Origin of the sequence: Samsonia erythrinae (genome assembly GCF_004342665.1) — a bacterium.
In the GTDB taxonomy this organism is placed as follows: domain Bacteria; phylum Pseudomonadota; class Gammaproteobacteria; order Enterobacterales; family Enterobacteriaceae; genus Samsonia; species Samsonia erythrinae.
On sequence record NZ_SMBY01000001.1, the window covers coordinates 850,591 to 871,916 of the forward strand.

Consider the following 21,326-nt stretch of genomic DNA (forward strand, 5'->3'; position numbering starts at 1 on the left):
CCTCGTCAGCTTGTGCGTTGGCTTTTCTTTGTCTATTGCAGATGAATGTCACTCCGCGGAATACAGCTACAGGCGAGAATTTCGCCGTTTTCTCTGATTGCGCTTTGTTTTAGCGCCGCAACGTCCCCGCTGACCAGCGTCAATTTACAGCAGCCGCAAAGTCCTGCCCGACAGGAATAGGGGATTCGCACACCGTGTTGTTCCAACTGTTCCAGCAAAATTTGCTGATTATTCCCTTGTAATGTTTTTCCCTGATAGTGAATAGTGACCGCCTGTTCATGGGTTTCGGGGGTCGCAAGGCTTTCTCCCGCCTCAGCGGAACCGTAAGGACGCGGCGGTTTGGTCGCCAACACCTCCACAGTGTCACCTACTCGAATAATGCCGGTATTTCTGGCGACCAGATTTTGTCCGAAATCGACGTCCCCGTTTGCGGCCGTACGGAAAGATTGCAGCGTTGCCAACGGTTCTGCGGATGGGTGTTTGCGGCCACGCTCGGTGCTGACCGTGGTCAGAATACAACGGCTACAGGGTTTCACCACGTCAAACGTCACCTCGCCGATGCGAAGGGTTTTCCAGCCGTCTTCGGCAAAAGCCTCCGCGCCGGTCACTACCAGATTGGGGCGGAATTGTTCGATTTTAATGCCGGCGGCGCAGCGCTGGCGCAGCGCCTGAAAGGATGCGTTATTGATTAATAGGTAGGGGTAGCCGTCGGCAAACGCCAGGGGGACATCAGGATAACCTTTCACTCGCCGCGACGGTTCACCGCCCACCCAGCGAAGCTGGACGGCGCGCTGAAAATAGCGGCTTAGCCAGACATTGATGGCATCGGGCGCCACCTGTGCCGTGAAGTTGTTGCCCCAGACCTCTGTCGGTTGTGGCGCCTCGGTGAAGTCGGCAAAACGAATCGTGGCAGTTTGACCATCCGGCGCGGCGATAAACAGCCCGTCCGGCAGCAGCGCGGGAGTAAATAGCACCATCTGTGGATACTGGCGAGCGGTAATAAAGGTTCCATCAAGATCGGTAATCATAAAGGCGCGATCGTTCGCCAGACCGCTGACGGACGCCATCGCATGGGAAAGCTGTAGCCCCCGCATTGATTTTACCGGATGAATATAAAGCCGTGCTACGCCAATCACTGAGTCTGCTCCTTGCTCGTGTAAAACGGCAACTTTATGACAAGCGTCTCGGATTAGCTATAATGCGCCTCAATTTCTTCCTTTAATGTATTTCTTTTTGGTGATAGTGACGACATGAATGCTTTGTTTGCCAGCACGGCGCGGGGACTGGAAGAGTTATTAAAAAGCGAGCTCGAAGCACTGGGAGCGCAGTCCTGTACGGTGGTGCAGGGTGGCGTCCACTTCGAAGGGGATGACCGCCTGCTGTACCGGAGCCTGCTGTGGAGCCGTCTGGCGTCGCGCATTCTGCTGCCGCTCAATGAATTTAAGGTACACAGCGATTTGGATTTGTATCTGGGCGTGCAGGCGATTGACTGGTCCGTGGTCTTCAGCGTCGATAAAACCTTTGCCGTGCACTTTACCGGTACGAATGACGATATCCGTAACAGCCAGTACGGTGCGTTAAAAGTGAAAGATGCAATTGTGGACAGCTTTACGCGCAAAACCGGACAGCGACCGGATGTGGCGAAACAGCAGCCCGATATTCGCATTAACGTCTTTTTACAGCGTGATACGGCCAGCGTCTCATTGGACTTAAGCGGTGACGGACTGCACCAGCGCGGTTACCGCGATGTGGCCGGTCTGGCGCCGCTAAAAGAAAATCTGGCGGCGGCGATTGTGCTGCGCTCCGGCTGGCAAAATGGCACGCCGCTGGTCGATCCGATGTGTGGTTCCGGGACGTTGCTTATCGAAGCGGCGATGATGGCGGCCGATCGCGCACCGGGTTTACATCGTACACACTGGGGGTTTAACGCCTGGTTACAACACAATGCCGAACTGTGGCGCGATGCGATCGCGGAAGCGCAGCAGCGCGCCCGTCAGGGGCTACAGGCGACCACGTCACGCTTCTTCGGATCGGATAATGACCGTCGGGTGATAGACATCGCCAAAGCGAATGCCCGCCGCGCAGGGGTCGCTGAACTGATTTCCTTCAGCGTGAAAGACGCGGCGCAGTTACAGAACCCGCTGCCGGAGGGCCCGAAAGGGACCGTTATCAGTAATCCGCCTTACGGTGAGCGTCTGGAAAGCGAACCTGCGCTGATTGCCCTGCATAATATGCTGGGGCGTAAGATGAAAAGCGACTTCGGCGGCTGGCAACTTTCGCTGTTCAGCGCATCGCCGGAGCTGCTGAGCTGTCTGCAACTGCGCGCTGAGCGCCAGTTCAAGGCGAAAAACGGCCCGCTGGACTGCGTGCAGAAGAATTATCAACTGGCGGAAACCCAAGGGGAGTCCGCCGGGCAAATCGCGGAAGATTTCGCCAACCGACTGCGTAAGAATCGGCGTAAGCTGGAGAAGTGGGCGAAGCAGCAGGGGATTGAGTGCTATCGCCTCTATGATGCCGATCTTCCTGAATACAATGTGGCGGTCGATCGCTACGGCAGTTGGGTTGTGGTTCAAGAGTATGCGCCACCGAAAACCGTTGATGCGCAGAAAGCGCGTCAACGCCTGTTTGATGTGATTAACGCTACCCTCAGCGTGCTGGAGTTGCCGTCAAATCGTCTGGTGCTGAAAACGCGCGAACGTCAGAAAGGGAAAAACCAGTATGAGAAACTGGCGCAGAAAGGCGATTTCCTGCTGATGGAGGAATTTGGCGCCAAACTATGGGTCAACCTGACCGACTACCTTGATACCGGCTTGTTCCTTGATCATCGGATCGCCCGTAAAATGTTGGGTGAGATGAGCTGCGGTAAAGATTTTCTCAACCTGTTTGCCTACACCGGCACGGCGAGCGTGCACGCCGGGTTGGGCGGCGCCCGTTCAACGACCACCGTCGACATGTCACGCACCTATCTGGAATGGGCGGAGAAAAACCTGCGGGCGAACGGCCTGACCGGGCGTCAGCATCGGCTGATACAGGCGGACTGCCTGTCATGGCTACATAACGCGCATGAGCAGTTTGACGTGATTTTCATCGATCCGCCGACCTTCTCTAACTCAAAACGGATGGACGAATCGTTTGATGTTCAGCGCGATCATCTGGCGCTGATGAACGATCTTAAACGTTTGTTGCGCCGTGGCGGCACCATCATGTTCTCGAATAATAAACGCGGTTTCCAGATGGATATCGCCGGGCTGACCGCGTTGGGGCTGAACGCCAAAGAAATTACCGCGCAGACTCAATCGCAGGATTTTGCCCGTAATCGTCAGATTCATAACTGCTGGCTGCTGACGCATGCCGGTGAGGAAAAGTAACCGATGTCTTTAATCAGTGTTTCAGGCGCGTGGCTGTCGTTCAGCGACGCACCGCTGTTGGATAACACCGAACTCCATATCGAAGAGAATGAGCGCGTTTGTCTGGTGGGGCGCAATGGCGCGGGTAAATCGACGCTGCTGAAAATTCTGGCCAAAGAGATCCCGCTGGATGACGGGCGCATTACCTACGAACAGGATCTGATCGTGGCGCGACTGCAACAGGATCCCCCGCGGGATGTGGCCGGCAGCGTCTTTGATTTTGTCGCTGAAGGTGTCGCGGAACAGGCGGATTACCTGAAAAGTTACCATGCGATGCTACGTTTGGTCGAAAGCGATCCCAGCGAGAAGAATCTCAATCAGTTGGCGAAGTTGCAGGATATTCTGGAACATCAGGGGTTGTGGCAGTTGGAGAGCCGCATTCATGAAGTGCTGGAACAGCTTGGGCTGTCGGCCGATGTGCCGCTGGCGTCGCTTTCGGGCGGCTGGCTGCGTAAAGCGGCGTTAGGCCGGGCGCTGGTGAGTTCACCGCGAGTGCTGCTGCTGGATGAGCCAACCAACCATCTGGATATTGAAACGATCGACTGGCTGGAAACCTTTTTAAAAACGTTTCAGGGGAGCATTGTCTTTATCTCCCATGACCGTTCGTTTATTCGTAATATGGCGACGCGCATTGTCGATCTCGACCGGGGTAAGCTGGTTTCCTGGCCGGGTAACTACGACCACTATCTGGAAGGGAAGGAAGAAGCGCTGCGGGTGGAAGATCTGCAAAATGCGGAGTTCGATCGCAAACTGGCGCAGGAAGAAGTGTGGATCCGTCAGGGCATTAAAGCACGCCGTACCCGTAATGAAGGGCGTGTGCGGGCGCTGAAGGCGATGCGTCAGGAACGCGCTCAGCGCCGTGAAGTGATGGGGTCGGCGAAAATGCAGGTTGAAGAAGCCGCCCGCTCCGGCAAGATTGTGTTCGAGTTGGAAGACGTTAATTATCAGGTTGGTCATAAAATACTGGTGCGTGACTTTTCTGCGCAGGTGCAGCGCGGCGACAAAATTGCGCTGGTCGGGCCGAATGGCTGTGGTAAAACGACGCTGCTAAAATTAATGTTGGGCGAACTGGCGCCCGTCAGTGGGCGACTGCACTGCGGCACCAAACTGGAAGTGGCGTATTTCGATCAGCACAGGGCCGAGCTTGATCCTGAACGCACGGTGATGGATAACCTGGCGGAAGGCAAACAGGAAGTGATGGTCAACGGTCGTTCGCGGCATGTGTTGGGCTACTTGCAGGACTTTCTGTTCCATCCGAAGCGGGCAATGACGCCGGTAAAAGCGCTGTCGGGAGGGGAACGCAATCGCCTGCTGCTGGCGCGTTTGTTTCTCAAGCCCAGCAACCTGCTGATTCTTGATGAACCGACCAACGATCTGGACGTGGAAACGCTGGAACTGCTGGAAGAGCTCATTGAGAGCTATCAGGGGACGGTGCTGCTGGTCAGCCATGACCGTCAGTTCGTCGATAACTCGGTCACCGAATGCTGGATTTTTGAAGGCGAGGGCAAGATTGCTCGCTATGTCGGCGGATATTACGATGCACAGCAGCAGCGTGCGACGACAACGCCGTTGCGTACAACGGCCGCGCCAGCCGTCACCGCATCAGCGCCGACCAAGGGGACCGCACAGCCCGCTAAACGCAGCGCCGGAAAATTAAGTTATAACCAGCAGCGCGAGTTAGAGCAATTGCCGCAGCGGATTGAACAGCTGGAGCGGGATATTGAGGCATTGCAGGCGCAGATGAATGATGCCAGCTTCTTTAGTCGTCCGCATGAAGAGACACAGCCGATTCTGGCTGCGCTGGCGGAAAAGGAAAGCGAGCTGGAAACCTGCTTTGAGCGCTGGGAGGCGTTGGAAGCACAGAAAAACGGCTGAATTGTGCCGTTTTCACCGACGGATCCGCGGAACTCAAACCGTGTATTTTGTCGCTGGCTTTATCGGTATTGATAGCGATACTTTTGGTCAGACGCTGACGAGTTTTGAAGGAGATGATGAGTGTGTTCCCATCACGATCGGCATGACCATGGTTCTCAACATCATCATGATGATTATATGCTCTGCCCGCAGTGCGATTTGCTGTTGGCGTTGCCGGTGTTGTCGCATGGGCAGAAGGCGACCTGTCCACGCTGTAAAACGGGTTTAACCAGCCGCCAGATTGAACCGCGTAAACGATTGATCGGTTACGCGGTCAGCGCGCTGTTTATGCTGCTGCTGGCGAATCTGTTTCCCTTTGTTTCGATGCGGGTGGCGGGGATCGCCAGCGAAATTACGCTGGCGCAAATTCCCAAAGTGATGGTCGCGGAGGACTACGTTAGCCTGGCGACGGTGTTTATGCTGTTTGTTCAACTGGTTCCGGCCTTCAGCATGGCGACGCTGATCTTGCTTTGTTTGCCTGTCTCGCTGCCGCTGACGTTGAAAAAAAGCATGGGTAAAATCCTCTTCCACCTTAAAAGCTGGGGGATGGCGGAAATCTTTCTCGCCGGCGTGTTGGTCAGCTTCGTTAAGCTGGTAGCCTATGGCGATATTGGCATCGAAACCAGCTTCATTCCGTTCGTCCTGTTTTGTGTGCTGCAACTGATGGCCTTTCAAAAACTCGATCGCCGCTGGTTGTGGAACACTATCCTGCCGCCGCCAACGCTTCCTGCGGCGGCCGCGGTGGGGCAAAGCGGTTTATCGCAAGGGCTGCGCTCGTGCTCATGCTGTAGTGCGATTTTGCCTGCCAACCAGCTCGTATGCCCGCGTTGTCGCTCTCGGGGTCATGCGCGCAAGCAGCATAGCCTGCAATGGACGTTGGCTTTGCTGATCACTTCTATAATGCTGTATATCCCCTCGAATGTGCTGCCTATCATGGTGACGGAAGCGTTAGGCGAGCGGATGGGATCGACGATCATGTCGGGGGTGATTGCCCTGTGGGGGATGGGATCTTATCCCGTCGCGATGGTAATTTTTGTCGCCAGCGTTATGGTGCCATCGCTAAAAATGCTGGCGTTAGCCTGGCTTTGCTGGCAGGCGAATGGCAAAACCAAAGGCACGAAAGACAGCGAACGGATGCATGTGGTGTATGAAATTGTTGAGTTTGTCGGGCGCTGGTCAATGATTGATGTGTTCGTCATTGCCGTACTGTCTGCAATGGTACGCATTGGCCGGCTGATGGGTGTTTATCCCGCCATTGGGGCGGTATTATTTGCGGCCGTGGTGATCTTGACCATGTTTGCCGCTATGGCGTTCGATCCCCGGCTTTTGTGGGATCGTCGCGATGATGTTCTTCATAAGGAGTCTTCCGTTGACGAAAGATAATCATGCCGTTGCGGATGTAGAAACGATTAAACGCTGGTCGCCAGTCTGGATTGTACCGATCGTTACGGTGCTCATCGGGGCCTGGATACTGTTCTATCATTTTAGCCATCAGGGGCCGCAAATCACGCTGGTCACCAGCAACGCCGAAGGCATTGAGGCGGGGAAAACCGCCATCAAAAGCCGTAGTGTCGATGTGGGGGTCGTCGAGAGCGTGGTGCTGAGTAACGATCTTCATCAGGTGGAGATCAAAGCGCGACTGCATGATGGTATGGATAAGCTGCTAAAGCAGGACTCGGCTTTTTGGGTAGTGAAACCACAGATTGGACGGGAAGGGGTGTCCGGACTGGGTACGCTGCTATCGGGCGCCTATATTGAGCTACAGCCGGGTACCCATAAGGAGGAGAAGCGCGCGTTTACCCTGCTGGATTCGCCGCCGCTGGCCTCCCCGGATGCAAAAGGAATTCGGGTGATTTTAGATAGCGATCAATCCGGCCAGCTGAACGCCGGCGATCCGGTACTGTTTCGCGGCTATCGGGTCGGATCGGTGGAAACCAGCGAATTCGATCCGAAAGCGCGCAAGATGCGCTATCAGCTCTTTATTTCAGCCCCGTATGACGGCCTGGTGACGACCAACGTGCGCTTCTGGAAAGATAGCGGCGTGGCATTTGATATGTCGGCGCAGGGAATGCGTGTCGAGATGGGATCTCTTACCACGCTGTTCAGCGGCGGCGTCAGTTTTGATGTCCCTTCTGGTTGGGAGCTGGGCGAAGCCGCGACGGAGAAAGCGCAGTATCGACTTTTTGATAATCAGCGCAGTATTCAGGATTCGCTGTATACCGAATATAAAGAGTATCTGCTGTTCTTTAGCGAATCGATTCGTGGTTTGCAGTCGGGGGCGCCGGTGGAATTCCGTGGGATCCGACTGGGAACCGTTGCTGAAGCGCCGTTCTTCCCGCGTAATCTGACGCAGACGCTGGATGATGATTATCGCATTCCTGTGATGATCCGCATTGAGCCCGATCGCTTTGATAAGAAGGTCGGTGGTTCATTTGATTTTGAGCAGCATCTGAAGCAGGCGCAATCACTGGGTCTGCGCGCCTCGTTGAAATCGGCAAATCTTCTGACCGGCGCGCTCTATATCGATCTTGATTTTTATCCGAAAGAAAAAGTGGATAAAGCGCTGTATGTCGTGGATGGCTATCCTGTGCTGCCGACGATCGATGGCGGACTGTCGCAGATCCAGCAGAAGTTGATGGCGGTGCTGGATAAGGTGAATAACTTGCCGCTGAACCCGATGATCAACGAAGCGACGAAGACGCTGGCCTCAAGTCAGGCGACGATGCGTGAGATGCAAAAAACGCTGGCGGCGCTGAACAACATCACGAGCAGCAAGGCCATGCAGGACCTGCCGCAAGACATGCAAAAAACGCTGCTTGAACTGAACCGCAGTATGAAAGGCTTCCAGCCCGGCTCGCCTGCGTATAACAAGATGGTGGCGGATATGCAGCGGCTGGATCAGGTGTTGCGGGAGCTACAGCCGGTACTGCGCACGTTGAATGAGAAAAGTAATGCGTTGATTTTTGAGGCATCAGGCCGTCAGGATCCTCAGCCGAAGAGGGCAAAACAATGATGAAAGGATGGGCGCTGGCGCTGGCTTTCGTGTTAAGCGCATGCAGCAGCAGTAATGAGAAAACGTACTATCAGCTTCCGACGGTGGTGGAAACCAATGCCACGCAGGCGAGGGGGGCTCACGTTCACCCGCTTTGGGTTGAGCATGTGAGCGTGTCGGACTACCTCGCTAACGCAGGGCTGGTTTATCAGACGAACGATGTGCAATATGTCATCGCGAGTAACAACCTGTGGGCCAGCCCGCTGGATCAACAATTGCAGCAGGCGCTGGTGACGAATCTGGGGCATCAGCTGCCCGGTTGGACTGTGACCACGCAGCCGCAGGGCGTCGATCAGGCCGTACTGAATGTCTCTGTCAGCGGTTTTCATGGTCGTTATGACGGCAATGTCGTGATCCGTGGCGAGTGGCTGCTGACGCATCAGGGTAACGTGATTAAGCGGCCATTTGATATCGTGCTGCCACAGACAGACGATGGCTATGACGCACTGGTAAGAGCGTTGGCGCAGGGCTGGAAGCAGGTCGCCCAATCGATCGCCCGTCAGGCGGGAGAACTGAATTAAGCGTTAGGTCCGTTGTACCGCTGATGGTTGTTTGAAATGCCTGAACCCCTGAAAAGGTAATGCCGTGATTGCATTATGTTTCAGGGGTTTTTTATTTTTTTTTTCAATGGGTTATATTTTTCTCCCCCGGGCGGGGGAAAATTCCTATTTTTGATCACAAATATGACACTGGCGTGAATTTTGCGCCTTGACCTTTGATGACAGAATCGGTATTGATACTCTGTGGTTGCTTATAAAGTAATCATTGTTTTCTTTCCACCAGATAAATAATGAGGGAAATAAGGCATGAAGAGACAGAAACGCGATCGCCTGGAACGGGCTCATTCACGGGGTTACCAGGCCGGTATTGTCGGTAGACCGAAGGAGTTATGTCCTTATCAATCAATTAATGCCCGATCTCACTGGTTGGGAGGCTGGCGAAAAGCCATGGAAGACAGGGCTGTTACTGCTTAGTCGCCTTGTCATGAAAGGGAACGCCTCCGCCTTGGCGGAGGCTTTTGGTTGTACGTTTGCGCCCACCAGGATTTATTCCTGTCCTGCCTTCCGCCGCCATTGCCAGTGCGAAACGCTCAGACTGGTTGTTCTGCAACGATTTATCCCAATTATCCCGACCCGTGATGACAAACGCCATTATCTGAACTAGTTTCATAAATAATCATTACGTTACGGAGATTGATATGGGATTCTGGCGCATTGTATTTACCATCCTTCTGCCCCCGCTGGGCGTGTTATTGGGGAAAGGCGTGGGTGGCGCGTTTATTCTGAATATTATTTTGACGCTGTTAGGTTACTTTCCCGGATTGGTGCACGCCTTTTGGGTTCAGATGAAAGACGATGGCATTTAATCGGTAAAACGCGCGAGTCAACGGTAATGATGAAATCACGGGGAAGCTCATGGCTTCCCCGTCGTTTTTTATCTGTTCTGCTGTGTCATGTTTTGTATTTTATTGTGGGCTTGTTAAAGCACCCTTGTCGGTCTGGTTATCTCTGTGGTTATATTCAATCTGATAACGATGTTGGGTGGATAACCATGAGCAATTCTGTAGCAGAGACGGGATCAGGCCCAACAGCGCTTTTATTCATTAATAAACATGCGCGAAGCGGCGAAGCTTCTGCCCGTTACGTGAAGCAATTATTACAGGAAAACCGGATTTCCATCATTGAACCGGATGAGAAGGCCGGTTCATGCAGCGATATTATCCGAGCCTATGCGGATCGGGTCGATTTTGTCATTATCGGCGGCGGTGATGGTACGCTCAATTCCGCTGCGCCCGCGTTGATGGAGACGGGATTGGCGTTGGGGGTACTGCCACTCGGAACGGCAAATGATTTTGCCCGCACGGTAGGGATCCCCAGAGAGATTCGGCAGGCGGTTCAGGTGATTGCCGCGGGTCAGCGGCGTGCGGTTGATTTGGGCGAGGTCAACGGGCACCTGTTCTTTAATGTGTCCAGTATCGGATTTTCTGCGGCGCTGGCGCGTGGCTTGTCGGCAGAGTCTAAGAAGCGCTGGGGCACGCTGGGCTATGCGCTGGCGGCGTTTAAGCTGCTGAAGCAAAGCCGCCCTTTTCGCGTTGAGATTGAGCATGATGGGGTGAAGGAGCAGGTTAAAACGGTGCAGGTCTCGGTGGGGAACGGGCGTTTTTACGGCGGTGGAATGGCGGTCGCGCGCAGTGCGGCCCCGGACGATGGTCAGTTGGATGTGTACAGTCTGGAAGTTTCTCACTGGTGGGAAATGGTGGCGTTGATCCCCTTTATCCGGCGGGGGACGCATGGCCGCTGGCGCAACGTTCGTGCGTTTTCCGCCAGACAACTGACGTTGCACACCCCAAAGCCGCACGATATTAATGCGGATGGCGAGTTAATCGGCAAAACGCCGGCGGTGTTTGGTATCCGGAAAAAAGCGATTCAGGTTTTTGTCCCGCCGACGGCGAGGTAATTGCGCGAGTGGGAAAAGAGGGGCACCGTACGGGCCTCTCTTTGTTAATGATGAGATTTCTGGATTATTTAAATACGCGGAAACGTTCGTCAAACGAGATGTAGGTCTTTTCTCCAGCCGGTTGTTCGATGGAGCCGAAGGGCAGTTGGGCACGCAGCTTCCAACTGGCAGGGAGATTCCACTGCGCCTTGACGTCATCGTCGATCAGCGGGTTATAGTGCTGGAGCGATGCGCCAATCTTTTCCTGTGCCAGCGCGGTCCACACGGAAAATTGCGCGATCCCGGTTGAATGTTCGGACCAGATCGGGAAGTTATCCGCATAGAGCGCAAATTTTTCCTGTAGCGCCTTTATCACGTCGGTATCTTCAAAAAAGAGAACGCTCCCCGCGCCGGCGGCAAAAGAGGCTAGTTTCTTTTCTGTCGGCGCAAACGCATCCGCAGGAACAATTTTCTTCAACTGCTGCTTAACGATATCCCACAGTTTGTGGTGTTGCTCGCCGAACAAAATCACAACGCGGGAGCTTTGGGAATTAAAAGCGGAGGGGCTTTCATTAACCGCTTCGGTAATGAGTGCGGTAACCTGATCTTCTGATATCGGTAACTTATCACCGATGGCATAGATTGAACGACGAGCCTTGATTGATTGCAAAAAAGCGTTACTCATGGTGTGTTCCTCAGTTTGCTTAATAGCTTACTTTTATACTGTGTCACTGATTTTCGCCGTGTTCAATGGCTTTTGCGGCGGGCGTCTTTTCCTTATCCGCTGCAAACATCGCAGTGCGGGTTTTTCGGCAGCGTGATTTTGCGAAATTGCAGCGTCATCGCATCGAAAATCAGCAGTTGACCGGTGGCCAATTTACCATAGTGAGTGAGCAGTTTAATGGCTTCCATCGCCTGTAAACTCCCGATCGTTCCCACCAGCGGCGACATCACGCCCGCTTCGACGCAGGTCAGCGCGTTGGCCCCGAACAGACGACTGAGACAATGATAGCAGGGTTCATCACTTTGGTAGGTAAACACGCTGATTTGACCTTCCATGCGAATGGCGGCTCCGGAGATCAGCGGTTTTTTAAGCTGGAAACCCATCCGGTTCAGGCGGTCGCGAATGGCAACGTTGTCCGTGCAGTCCAGTACCGCATCGTGCTGGCTGATCAGGTCGCGCAAGGCATCGTCATCTAAATCGGCATGCACCGTTTCAAGCGAAAGAAAAGGGTTCATCTCCGAAAGCGTTATGCGGGCCGATTCGACCTTAGCCATGCCGATGCGGGCGTCGCGGTGCAGCACCTGACGTTGCAGATTGGACAAAGAGACGGTGTCGAAATCCAACAGCGTCAGGTGTCCGATGCCCGCGGCGGCCAGATATTGCGCCGCTGCGCAACCCAACCCCCCCAGCCCGACAATGAGCAAGCGTGACGCTTTGAGTTTTTCCTGCCCGTCAAAATCAAAACCGCGCAGCACAATTTGTCGATTGTAGCGCAGCATCTCTTCGTCGCTCAGTTCCGCTTGCATCATCAGTGTCCCAGCAGTGCATTGAAGGGTTCGATCTCGACCCACTCGCCGGCAGCGACGTTGCCGCGCGCCTGCTCAAGAACGATAAAGCAGTTGCCGAGACTGAAAGAACTGAAAACGTGCGACCCCTGGTGTCCGGTGGTTCTCACTTCCAACTCCCCCTGCGCGTTGCGGCTGAAAATACCACGCTGGAAATCGGTACGGCCCGGCGTCTTTTTCAGCGCGCTGACGGTTTTAACCCGTATACGCGGCGGCTGACGCCATTGTGTGTAGCCAGACAGGCGCGCCAACAGCGGTTGAACCAGCTGATAGAATGTCAACGCGGCGGAAACCGGATTCCCCGGCAGCCCGCAGAACCCGCTATGCTGCAATTTGCCAAAGGCAAAAGGTTTACCGGGCTTGATCGCCAGCTTCCAGAAATGGATATCACCCAGTTCATCGAGTATCTGTTTGGTGTAGTCCGCTTCGCCAACGGAAACGCCGCCGCTGCTAATGACCAGATCGGCAAGCTGGTCAGCCTTCTGGAAGGCGGCGCGCAAGGCTGCTGGATCGTCGCGGACAATCCCCAGATCGTGTACGTCGCAGCCAAATTTCTCCAGCATCAGGCGAACGGTAAAACGGTTGGTGTCATAAATCTGCCCCTCTTCCAGCGCTTCGCCGACGGGTTGCAATTCATCGCCGGTGGAAAACACCGCGACCTTCAGACGACGAATGACGTCCACCTGCGTAATGCCCAGCGAGGCCAGCAGCGGCAGCTCAGCCACCCCCAACTTGCTGCCGGCGGGCAGCACGCGGGCGCCCGCGGCGATATCTTCACCCGCCAGACGAATGTTCTGACCGGGCTTCACTTGATGCGGAAAACGGATGCCGTCTTCGCTGACTTCCGCCTGTTCCTGCATGATCACCGCATCGGCCTGAGCGGGGATCGCCGCGCCGGTCATAATGCGAATGCAGGTTCCGGCAGGCCATTCGCCGGTGAAGGGCGCGCCCGCAAACGCTTTACCAGCCAACGGCAGCGGCGCAGCGGCGGATAAATCCGCGCAGCGCACGGCATAGCCATCCATTGCCGAGTTGGCGAAAGGCGGGACGTTAATCGGGGAGGTGATGTCATGGGCGGCGATCCGGCCAATAGCGTCGAACAGGGAGACACGCTCTGTCTCGGTGAGGGAAGAAACCTGAGAAAACATGTTTTCCAGAGCTTGTTCAAGAGTCAGTAAACCTGAGTTAACGCTTTCCATCTGCACTCCACTGCTTATTTCACCAATACGGATGTTGTTTCGCCAGCATGGCATGCATGGGCGAAAATCGGTTTCATATACCCGTTACCAGCGTCGATTATGTCAGAGTTCCTAACGTGGGTGAATGTAAGCAGGTCAATGAATACGGATTTTGCCGTCAGATTACGCTCAGACTTCAAGGGCGAGCCTGTGCTTCAGAACCGCAATGTTTACCCGGTATCTGACCTATTCGAGCGGTGCGCGCCGCTCCGCGAAACACGCCGACATGATATTAACTTAATGAATTTATTCGTTTAATGTTACAAGAGGTGTTTGTTTTGATGATTTCAGTTTCTGCTTTACATCACACCTTGCGCTAAATATAGTCAAAATTGTTGGTAACTTGTCTCTGACTGCGCCGGGCTGATTCCAGCCGTACTTATATGGAGATTCACTGTTCATGTCGCTCACACAGGATCGCTATACCTCTCTGTCCCCGCCTGAACCGAGGCTTATGCTGCCTGAAGCGCGCATTCTGGATGTGCGCGATCTGAGTGTTTCTTTCGAGCAGCAAGGGCGGCGGACGGAAGCCGTCCGCGACTTGACGTTTCACGTGGATCGGCATGAAACCTTAGCTATCGTGGGGGAGTCGGGCTCGGGTAAGTCGGTCACGTCCTTGGCGTTGATGCGTCTGGTTGAACAAGCCGGCGGGGTGATCCAGCAGGGGGAGATGTTGTTTCGTCGTCGCGATGGGCAGGTGATGGATCTCCGGCAGGCCCGTCAGCGGGTGATGCGCAAACTACGCGGGGCGGATCTGGCGATGGTTTTTCAGGAGCCGATGACATCGCTGAATCCGGTTTTCCCGGTCGGCGAGCAGATCGCCGAGTCTATTCGCTTGCATCAGGGGATGGACAGGCGCGCCGCACGGGCGGAAACCCTGCGTATGCTGGATCGCGTCAGAATACCGGAGGCGCGCAATGTACTGGATCGCTATCCTCACCAACTCTCCGGCGGTATGCGTCAGCGGGTCATGATTGCAATGGCGCTCTCCTGTAAGCCGTCGCTGCTGATTGCCGATGAACCGACAACCGCGCTGGATGTCACCATTCAGGCGCAAATTCTGCAATTGATTCGCGTGCTCCAGCATGAGATGTCCATGTCCGTGATTTTTATCACGCACGACATGGGCGTGGTGGCGGAAATGGCCGATCGCGTGCTGGTCATGCATCGCGGCGAGCGCGTTGAAGCGGCAAACGTCGGGGACATTTTTACTGCGCCGCAGCACCCGTATACGCGGGGGCTTTTATCGGCTGTGCCCAGATTAGGCGCCATGCGTGGGCAACCGTTTCCGGCCGCCTTTCCCTTGCTGAGTCAGCAAACGGCGCCGGAGGCGGACAACCCGACGCAGGATACCATTCCTGCTCATGCAGCGCCGATATTGCAAGTCCGTAATCTGGTCACCCGCTTCCCGATGCGCAGCGGGCTATTGAACCGCGTGACGCGTCAGGTGCACGCGGTGGAAAATGTGAGCTTCGATCTCTGGCCGGGAGAGACGCTTTCACTGGTTGGCGAGTCAGGGTGCGGTAAGTCGACAACCGGTCGGGCGCTGCTACAGTTGGTTGACAGCCAGCGGGGCGACATCACGTTTAACGGCCAGAAAATCCATCAGCTAAAAGGTGCGGCGCTACAGCATCTGCGCCGTGATATCCAGCTTATTTTTCAGGATCCGTATGCTTCGCTGGATCCCCGGCTGACCGTCGGTTTTTCCATTATGGAGCCGCTATTGGTGCATAACATCTGCCGTCGGCAGGAGGCGGAAAAACGGGTTGACGCATTGCTGACTCGCGTAGGGCTGAGTCCGGAGGCGGCGCGGCGCTACCCGCACGAATTTTCCGGCGGGCAGCGCCAGCGCGTGTGCATCGCCAGAGCGCTGGCGCTGAACCCCAGAGTGGTGATTGCGGACGAGGCGGTGTCCGCGCTGGACGTGTCGATTCAGGCGCAAATCATCAATCTGATGATGGAATTGCAGCGCGAGTTTGGCATCGCGTTCCTGTTTATCTCACATGATATGGCGGTGGTCGAGCGTATCAGCCATCGTGTGGCGGTGATGTACATGGGGCAGATTGTCGAGATTGGCCTGCGGCAGGACATTTTTGAACGGCCTCAGCATCCGTATACCCGCAAACTGATGTCGGCAGTACCGATTGCCGACCCTTCGCGCCGCCAGCGTGAGCAGGTGTTGCTGGTTGATGAAATACCCAGCCCGATCCGGGCCATTGGCGACGAGCCGATAACCGCGCCTCTGATTCAGGTTGGTGAGCGACATTTTGTTGCGCACCACCCGATAGCAGGGGCTTATTGATAGCGATTCATAAGGAGAAGATAGCATGAGGGGAATGACAAGACAGCGGCGCTGGTTAGTGGCCGCATGGGTGGCTGCGGCCATGGCGGCATCACCGGTTTGGGCCGCTAAAGATGTGGTTGTTGCCGTAGGTTCCACGTTCACCAGTCTGGATCCGTATGATGCCAATGATTCGCTGTCGCAGACGGTGGCGAAATCGTTTTATCAGGGATTATTCGGCTTCGATAAAGACATGAAGTTGGTGAACGTGTTGGCGGACCGCTATGAAGTCAGCCCGGATGGCCTGACGTACACGATCACGCTACACCCCGGCGTTAAATTTCACGATGGCTCGGCTTTTAACGCCGCGGCTGTCAAAGTGAATCTGGATCGCGCGAGCAATCCGGATAATCGTCTGAAGCGCTACAACCTGTTCAAGATGATCGATAAAACCGAGGTGGTGGACGACCAAACGGTCAAAATCACGCTGAAGGCGCCATTCTCGGCGTTTATCAACAATCTGGCGCATCCGGCGGCGGTCATGATTTCGCCGGCGGCACTGAAACAGTACGGCAAGGAGATTGGTTTTCATCCGGTCGGTACGGGGCCATACCGCTTTGTGAGCTGGAACCAGACCGATTTTGTCAAAGTGGAGAAGTTCAACGGTTACTGGAAGGCGGGGCTGCCGAAACTGGATAGTATTACCTGGCGTCCGGTGGTGGATAACAACACCCGTGCGGCGATGCTGCAAACCGGTGAAGCACAGTTCGCTTACCCGATCCCGTTCGAGCAGGCCAAGGTGCTGGAGAAGAATGACAAACTGTCGCTGGTGGCGTCTCCGTCGATTTTGCACCGCTACATCAGTATGAATGTGACACAGAAGCCGTTTGATAACCTGAAAGTACGGCAGGCGTTGAATTACGCCATTAACAAGGAAGCGCTGATTAAGGTGGCGTTTTCCGGCTATGGGACGCCAGCCGAAGGGCCGCTGCCGACCAGCATCGATTATTCGGTGAAATTCAACCCGTGGCCTTACGACCCTGCTAAAGCGCGTGAACTGTTGAAAGAGGCGGGTTATCCGAATGGCTTTACCACCACGCTCTGGTCATCGCATAACCACAGTACGGCGCAGAAAGTCTTGCAATTTACCCAGCAGCAACTGGCGCAGGTAGGCGTGAAAGCGCAGGTCACTGCGATGGACGCAGGGCAACGCGCCGCCGAAGTGGAAGGCAAGGGGGTTAAAGAGACGGGCGTGCGTCTGTTCTACACCGGGTGGTCCGCCTCAACGGGGGAAGCGGACTGGGCGCTGTCGCCGCTGTTTGCTACCGCTTCCTGGCCGCCAGCTCAGTTCAACACCGCCTTTTACAGTAATCCTCAGGTTGATGCCGATCTGGCTAACGCGCTGAAAACCACGGATCGGGCCGAAAAACAAAAACTGTATCAGGATGCACAGGAAAAAATCTGGGCTGACGCGCCGTGGATTTTCCTGGCGACGGAGCGTTTGGTCTCGGCTAACAGCAAGAAACTGACCGGATTCTATGTCATGCCGGATACCCTGTTCAGTTTTGAGGATGCCGACCTGACGGAGTAATCCGCCGGGGAAAGCAGGATTAAAATCATCGGGTGGCCATAAGGCTGCCCGTTATTTTCAGTCTGTGTTTATTTACCGGAGAGTCTGACGCATGCCTGTGGAAAACCGTTCATGCTGAATTATTTTATTAAACGGTTATTGGGACTGATCCCCACGCTCCTGATTGTTATGGTGCTGGTGTTCCTGTTTGTCCACCTTTTGCCCGGCGACCCGGCGCGTTTGGTCGCCGGACAGGAAGCCGACACCACGGTTGTTGAGATGGTTCGACAGGATTTGGGGTTAGATAAACCGCTGCCGCACCAGTTCTGGCACTTTTTAACCAATATCCTGCAAGGGGATTTGGGGACATCGATGGTGTCAAAGCGGCCGGTAACGGAAGAGATCGCCATGCGGTTTATGCCGACGTTCTGGCTGACGGTATGCAGTATGGCGTGGGCCGTGATGTTTGGGATGACGATTGGCGTGGTGTCTGCCGTATGGCGTAACGGCTGGCCGGACAGAATCGGGATGACGCTGGCGGTGTCCGGCCTCTCGTTTCCCGCGTTCGCGCTGGGTATGTTGTTGATGCAGGTTTTTTCCGTCGAGCTCGGGTGGCTGCCAACGGTGGGGGCGGACAGCTGGCGACACTATATTTTGCCGTCCCTGACGTTGGGCGCGGCGGTTGCGGCAGTGATGGCGCGCTTTACCCGCGCATCCTTTGTCGATGTCTTGCAGGAAGATTATATGCGCACGGCACGGGCGAAAGGCGTGCGTGAATGGCTGGTGGTCGTCAAGCACGGGTTGCGCAACGCGTTAATTCCGGTTGTGACGATGATGGGGCTGCAATTTGGCTTTTTGCTCGGTGGTTCCATTATCGTGGAGAAGGTTTTCAACTGGCCGGGACTGGGAAGGTTGCTGGTTGATTCGGTAGAAATGCGTGACTATCCGGTGATTCAGGCTGAAGTGTTACTGTTTTCACTGGAGTTTATTCTGATCAACCTACTGGTCGATATGTTGTATGCCGCGATTAACCCCGCTATCCGTTACAAATAAGGAAAGAGAATGAAACACTGGCGACGCAAAGCCGTGCTGGCGACGCTTCCTGTCATCACGGGTAAACCGGTTCGTACACCGTGGCGTGAATTCTGGCGGCGTTTTCTTCGGCAACACGTCGCGGTTGTTGCCGGGGTCGTCGTACTCCTGATGATGGCGCTCGCGATTCTGGCGCCGCACCTGACGCCTTACGATGCCGAAAACTATTTTGACTATGAACGGTTAAATGAAGGCCCCTCTGCGGCGCACTGGCTGGGCGTCGACTCGCTGGGACGCGATATTTTTAGCCGTATCCTGATGGGGGCGCGCATCTCGCTGGCGGCAGGGGTGTTCTCCGTATTGCTGGGGATGGTGATAGGGACGACGCTGGGCCTGCTCGCGGGCTATTACGAAGGGTGGTGGGACCGAATCATTATGCGCATTTGCGATGTGCTGTTTGCCTTTCCTGGCATCCTGCTGGCGATTGCGGTCGTGGCGGTCATGGGCAGCGGCATGACGAATGTCATCGTCGCCGTCGCGATTTTCAGCATTCCGGCCTTTGCACGTTTGGTGCGGGGGAACACGCTGGTGCTTAAGCAGCTTACCTATATCGAGTCTGCCCGGAGCATTGGCGCCAGTGATTGGACGATCCTGTTTCGGCATATTTTGCCCGGTTCGGTATCGACCATCGTGGTGTTTTTCTCCATGCGGATTGGCATGTCGATCATTACCGCCGCCAGCCTGTCATTTTTAGGGCTTGGCGCGCAACCGCCGACGCCGGAGTGGGGCGCGATGCTGAATGAAGCGCGCTCGGACATGGTAATAGCACCGCACGTAGCGCTCTTTCCCAGTCTGGCAATCTTTCTGACGGTGTTGGCGTTTAATCTGTTAGGCGACGGCTTGCGTGATGCGCTGGACCCGAAACTGAAAGGCTAAATGAAAAAAGCGCGGCACAGGCCGCGCTTTTCAGTAGTAAAACGCAGAGCGCTTAGAACGAGGTGCGTTTATAACTGCGGTACTGTGGCTGCCAGAAATTGTGATCAATGGATTTCTGCAATGCATCCGCGGATGTCACGACGGCAACGCCTTGCAACTGTGCGGCTTTGCCCACTTCCAGCGCGATACGTTTGGACACCTGCTGGATGTTAGCCAGATCCGGCAGCAGCGCGCCTTCGCCGTTGTTCGCCAGCGGTGAGCAATCAGCCAGGGCGCGGCTGGCGGCCATCAACATACCATCAGTGATACGTTTGGCGCCTGACGCCAGCACGCCTAATCCAATACCCGGGAAGATATAGGAGTTGTTGCATTGGGCGATCGGGAACACGTTGTCCTGATAGTTCACCGGCGTGAACGGACTGCCGGTCGCGACCAGCGCCGCGCCTTCCGTCCAGCGAATGATATCTTCAGGGCGCGCTTCAACGCGCGATGTCGGGTTAGACAGCGGCATTACGATAGGACGCGCGCAGTGTTTATGCATTTCACGGATGATTTCTTCCGTGAACAGTCCCGGCTGGCCGGACACGCCGATCAGGATAGTCGGCTTGGCATTACGTACCACTTCCAGCAGTGAGATGGCATCGCTGTTGCAATCCCAGTCCGCCAGCAACTCGCTCTTCTGTACCAGCTTGGTCTGGAAATCGAGCAGGTTTGGCAGTTTGTCGGTCAGTAGCCCGAAGCGGTCAACCATGAAGACGCGGGCGCGTGCTTCTTCTTCACTCAGCCCTTCGGACTTCATCTGCGCGATGATTTGCTCGGCGATACCGCAACCCGCGGAACCCGCGCCCAGGAAGGTGACGGTCTGGTCGCGCAGTTGCGTCCCCGCGGCACGACTGGCGGCTATCAGGCTGCCCAGCGCAACCGCAGCGGTGCCCTGAATATCATCGTTAAAGCTACAGATTTCATCGCGATAGCGGTTCAGCAGCGGCGTGGCGTTTTTCTGTGCGAAGTCTTCGAACTGCAACAGCACATTTGGCCAGCGGCGTTTAACGGCCTGAATGAATTCGTCAACGAATTCGTAATATTCGTCATCGGTGATACGTGGATGGCGCCAGCCCATATACAGCGGATCGTTTAAACGCTGCGGGTTGTTGGTGCCGACATCCAGTACAACCGGCAGGGTATAGGCCGGGCTGATGCCTCCACAGGCGGTGTACAGCGACAGTTTACCGATTGGGATCCCCATGCCGCCGATGCCCTGATCGCCCAGTCCGAGGATACGTTCGCCGTCCGTGACCACGATGACTTTCACGTTCTGCTTAGTGGCGTTTTGCAGCATATCGTCGATATGGGCGCGGTTGGGGTAGGAGATGAACAGGCCGCGAGCGCGACGGTAGATATCAGAGAAGTGTTCACAGGCTTCCCCCACGGTCGGGGTGTAGATGATGGGCATCATCTCGCTGAGGTGCCCTTCCAGCAGGCGATAGAACAGCGTTTCGTTGGTGTCCTGAATGTTGCGCAGGTAAACGTGTTTCTCAATATCGTGTTTGAATTCCTGATATTGGCGCCAGGCGCGTTCTGCCTGTTCTTCTATGGTTTCAACGGCTTCTGGCAGCAATCCTGCAAGATTAAAATCCGCGCGTTCTTCTTCGGTGAATGCGCTGCCTTTATTCAGCAAGGGAAATTCGAGTAAGATCGGACCAGCATAAGGGATGTAGAGAGGGCGTTTGCTTTCGTATTCTAATTCCATGACTTTTTTACTCTTCGGATAACGGAAAAGAAGTTCAGGTGTTGTCGATGAAAAACTGTTGCGGATCTTAAATTACCCAGAGAATATGTACAGAAATTGTTAATTAAAATAGTTACAGATGGCTTGCATATTCGCTGAAAC

General features: G+C 55.0%; 18 protein-coding genes. 12 read left to right on the top strand and 6 right to left on the bottom strand.

All coding sequences use genetic code 11. From position 1 onward, the window contains the following. Positions 1 to 32: 32 nt before the first annotated feature. Positions 33 to 1,136, bottom strand: a complete 1,104-nt coding sequence (locus tag EDC54_RS03775; RefSeq protein ID WP_132453333.1) for a YcbX family protein — start codon at positions 1,134 to 1,136, stop codon at positions 33 to 35. 114 nt (positions 1,137 to 1,250) lie between these two features. On the opposite strand from EDC54_RS03775, the gene rlmKL reads away from it, so the two are divergent. The 6 genes from rlmKL to rmf all read left to right on the top strand — a co-directional run bounded on the left by rlmKL (position 1,251) and on the right by rmf (position 9,347). Continuing rightward, positions 1,251 to 3,368: a bifunctional 23S rRNA (guanine(2069)-N(7))-methyltransferase RlmK/23S rRNA (guanine(2445)-N(2))-methyltransferase RlmL gene (rlmKL, locus tag EDC54_RS03780; RefSeq protein ID WP_132453335.1), complete on the top strand. Its 2,118-nt coding sequence runs from the start codon at positions 1,251 to 1,253 to the stop codon at positions 3,366 to 3,368. Between the two features lie 3 nt (positions 3,369 to 3,371). Further along, on the top strand, positions 3,372 to 5,282 hold the full coding sequence (locus EDC54_RS03785) for an ABC transporter ATP-binding protein (RefSeq protein ID WP_132453337.1): 1,911 nt from the start codon (positions 3,372 to 3,374) through the stop codon (positions 5,280 to 5,282). A gap of 120 nt (positions 5,283 to 5,402) precedes the next feature. Further along, complete coding sequence (gene pqiA, locus EDC54_RS03790; RefSeq protein WP_268991089.1) at positions 5,403 to 6,704, top strand: membrane integrity-associated transporter subunit PqiA; 1,302 nt, start codon at positions 5,403 to 5,405, stop codon at positions 6,702 to 6,704. Continuing rightward, positions 6,691 to 8,334, top strand: a complete 1,644-nt coding sequence (gene pqiB / locus EDC54_RS03795) for an intermembrane transport protein PqiB (protein ID WP_132453339.1) — start codon at positions 6,691 to 6,693, stop codon at positions 8,332 to 8,334. Before pqiA ends, pqiB begins: the two co-directional genes overlap by 14 nt. Continuing rightward, a complete protein-coding gene (gene pqiC, locus EDC54_RS03800) occupies positions 8,331 to 8,894 on the top strand; it encodes a membrane integrity-associated transporter subunit PqiC (protein WP_132453341.1) in 564 nt (187 codons plus the stop codon). The genes pqiB and pqiC overlap by 4 nt, the downstream gene beginning before the upstream one ends. A 285-nt stretch (positions 8,895 to 9,179) precedes the next feature. Next, positions 9,180 to 9,347 (top strand): ribosome modulation factor, encoded by a 168-nt coding sequence (gene rmf, locus EDC54_RS03805; RefSeq protein WP_132453343.1) that lies wholly within the window; start codon positions 9,180 to 9,182, stop codon positions 9,345 to 9,347. On the opposite strand, the gene EDC54_RS03810 is transcribed toward rmf, so the two are convergent. Beyond that, positions 9,337 to 9,543 (bottom strand): hypothetical protein, encoded by a 207-nt coding sequence (locus tag EDC54_RS03810; protein WP_132453344.1) that lies wholly within the window; start codon positions 9,541 to 9,543, stop codon positions 9,337 to 9,339. The two genes, rmf and EDC54_RS03810, sit on opposite strands and share 11 nt — an antisense overlap. 28 nt (positions 9,544 to 9,571) lie before the next feature. On the opposite strand from EDC54_RS03810, the gene EDC54_RS03815 reads away from it, so the two are divergent. Together EDC54_RS03815 and EDC54_RS03820 are read left to right on the top strand one after the other, a co-directional pair. Next, positions 9,572 to 9,739 carry a YqaE/Pmp3 family membrane protein gene (locus tag EDC54_RS03815; protein ID WP_132453346.1) on the top strand — a complete coding sequence of 56 codons (168 nt, stop codon included), beginning with the start codon at positions 9,572 to 9,574 and terminating at the stop codon, positions 9,737 to 9,739. Between the two features lie 185 nt (positions 9,740 to 9,924). Then, positions 9,925 to 10,830, top strand: coding sequence for a lipid kinase (locus EDC54_RS03820; protein ID WP_132453348.1), 906 nt, complete (start codon positions 9,925 to 9,927; stop codon positions 10,828 to 10,830). Between the two features lie 64 nt (positions 10,831 to 10,894). Here EDC54_RS03820 and EDC54_RS03825 read toward each other — a convergent pair whose 3' ends face one another. The 3 genes from EDC54_RS03825 to moeA all read right to left on the bottom strand — a co-directional run bounded on the left by EDC54_RS03825 (position 10,895) and on the right by moeA (position 13,577). Then, positions 10,895 to 11,494 (bottom strand): nitroreductase family protein, encoded by a 600-nt coding sequence (locus EDC54_RS03825; RefSeq protein ID WP_132453350.1) that lies wholly within the window; start codon positions 11,492 to 11,494, stop codon positions 10,895 to 10,897. Positions 11,495 to 11,586: 92 nt separating this feature from the next. Next, entirely contained in the window at positions 11,587 to 12,339 is a 753-nt protein-coding gene (gene moeB, locus EDC54_RS03830; protein ID WP_132453668.1) for a molybdopterin-synthase adenylyltransferase MoeB, read from the bottom strand. A 2-nt stretch (positions 12,340 to 12,341) separates the two neighbouring features. Continuing rightward, positions 12,342 to 13,577 carry a molybdopterin molybdotransferase MoeA gene (gene moeA, locus EDC54_RS03835; RefSeq protein WP_132453352.1) on the bottom strand — a complete coding sequence of 412 codons (1,236 nt, stop codon included), beginning with the start codon at positions 13,575 to 13,577 and terminating at the stop codon, positions 12,342 to 12,344. 439 nt (positions 13,578 to 14,016) lie between these two features. Between moeA and EDC54_RS03840 the strand changes: the two genes are divergently transcribed. The 4 genes from EDC54_RS03840 (at position 14,017) to gsiD (ending at position 19,435) form a co-directional block, all read left to right on the top strand. Then, positions 14,017 to 15,918: a dipeptide ABC transporter ATP-binding protein gene (locus EDC54_RS03840; RefSeq protein ID WP_132453354.1), complete on the top strand. Its 1,902-nt coding sequence runs from the start codon at positions 14,017 to 14,019 to the stop codon at positions 15,916 to 15,918. A 25-nt stretch (positions 15,919 to 15,943) separates the two neighbouring features. Then, positions 15,944 to 17,488: a glutathione ABC transporter substrate-binding protein GsiB gene (gene gsiB / locus EDC54_RS03845; RefSeq protein WP_196238432.1), complete on the top strand. Its 1,545-nt coding sequence runs from the start codon at positions 15,944 to 15,946 to the stop codon at positions 17,486 to 17,488. Between the two features lie 111 nt (positions 17,489 to 17,599). After that, on the top strand, positions 17,600 to 18,520 hold the full coding sequence (gsiC, locus tag EDC54_RS03850; protein WP_132453356.1) for a glutathione ABC transporter permease GsiC: 921 nt from the start codon (positions 17,600 to 17,602) through the stop codon (positions 18,518 to 18,520). A gap of 9 nt (positions 18,521 to 18,529) precedes the next feature. Next, on the top strand, positions 18,530 to 19,435 hold the full coding sequence (gsiD, locus tag EDC54_RS03855; protein ID WP_132453358.1) for a glutathione ABC transporter permease GsiD: 906 nt from the start codon (positions 18,530 to 18,532) through the stop codon (positions 19,433 to 19,435). A gap of 52 nt (positions 19,436 to 19,487) precedes the next feature. Here gsiD and EDC54_RS03860 read toward each other — a convergent pair whose 3' ends face one another. Then, positions 19,488 to 21,185 (bottom strand): NAD-dependent malic enzyme, encoded by a 1,698-nt coding sequence (locus EDC54_RS03860; protein ID WP_132453360.1) that lies wholly within the window; start codon positions 21,183 to 21,185, stop codon positions 19,488 to 19,490. Positions 21,186 to 21,326: the final 141 nt, after the last annotated feature.

Coding starts and splice junctions, on each gene's coding strand:
- rmf (WP_132453343.1), top strand. CDS start 9,180: ATGAAGAGACAGAAACGCGATCGCCTGGAACGGGCTCATTCACGGGGT.
- rlmKL (WP_132453335.1), top strand. CDS start 1,251: ATGAATGCTTTGTTTGCCAGCACGGCGCGGGGACTGGAAGAGTTATTA.
- moeB (WP_132453668.1), bottom strand. CDS start 12,339: ATGCAAGCGGAACTGAGCGACGAAGAGATGCTGCGCTACAATCGACAA.
- pqiC (WP_132453341.1), top strand. CDS start 8,331: ATGATGAAAGGATGGGCGCTGGCGCTGGCTTTCGTGTTAAGCGCATGC.
- EDC54_RS03825 (WP_132453350.1), bottom strand. CDS start 11,494: ATGAGTAACGCTTTTTTGCAATCAATCAAGGCTCGTCGTTCAATCTAT.
- gsiC (WP_132453356.1), top strand. CDS start 17,600: ATGCTGAATTATTTTATTAAACGGTTATTGGGACTGATCCCCACGCTC.
- EDC54_RS03785 (WP_132453337.1), top strand. CDS start 3,372: ATGTCTTTAATCAGTGTTTCAGGCGCGTGGCTGTCGTTCAGCGACGCA.
- EDC54_RS03810 (WP_132453344.1), bottom strand. CDS start 9,543: ATGAAACTAGTTCAGATAATGGCGTTTGTCATCACGGGTCGGGATAAT.
- EDC54_RS03840 (WP_132453354.1), top strand. CDS start 14,017: ATGTCGCTCACACAGGATCGCTATACCTCTCTGTCCCCGCCTGAACCG.
- EDC54_RS03860 (WP_132453360.1), bottom strand. CDS start 21,185: ATGGAATTAGAATACGAAAGCAAACGCCCTCTCTACATCCCTTATGCT.
- EDC54_RS03820 (WP_132453348.1), top strand. CDS start 9,925: ATGAGCAATTCTGTAGCAGAGACGGGATCAGGCCCAACAGCGCTTTTA.
- moeA (WP_132453352.1), bottom strand. CDS start 13,577: ATGGAAAGCGTTAACTCAGGTTTACTGACTCTTGAACAAGCTCTGGAA.
- gsiB (WP_196238432.1), top strand. CDS start 15,944: ATGAGGGGAATGACAAGACAGCGGCGCTGGTTAGTGGCCGCATGGGTG.
- EDC54_RS03815 (WP_132453346.1), top strand. CDS start 9,572: ATGGGATTCTGGCGCATTGTATTTACCATCCTTCTGCCCCCGCTGGGC.
- gsiD (WP_132453358.1), top strand. CDS start 18,530: ATGAAACACTGGCGACGCAAAGCCGTGCTGGCGACGCTTCCTGTCATC.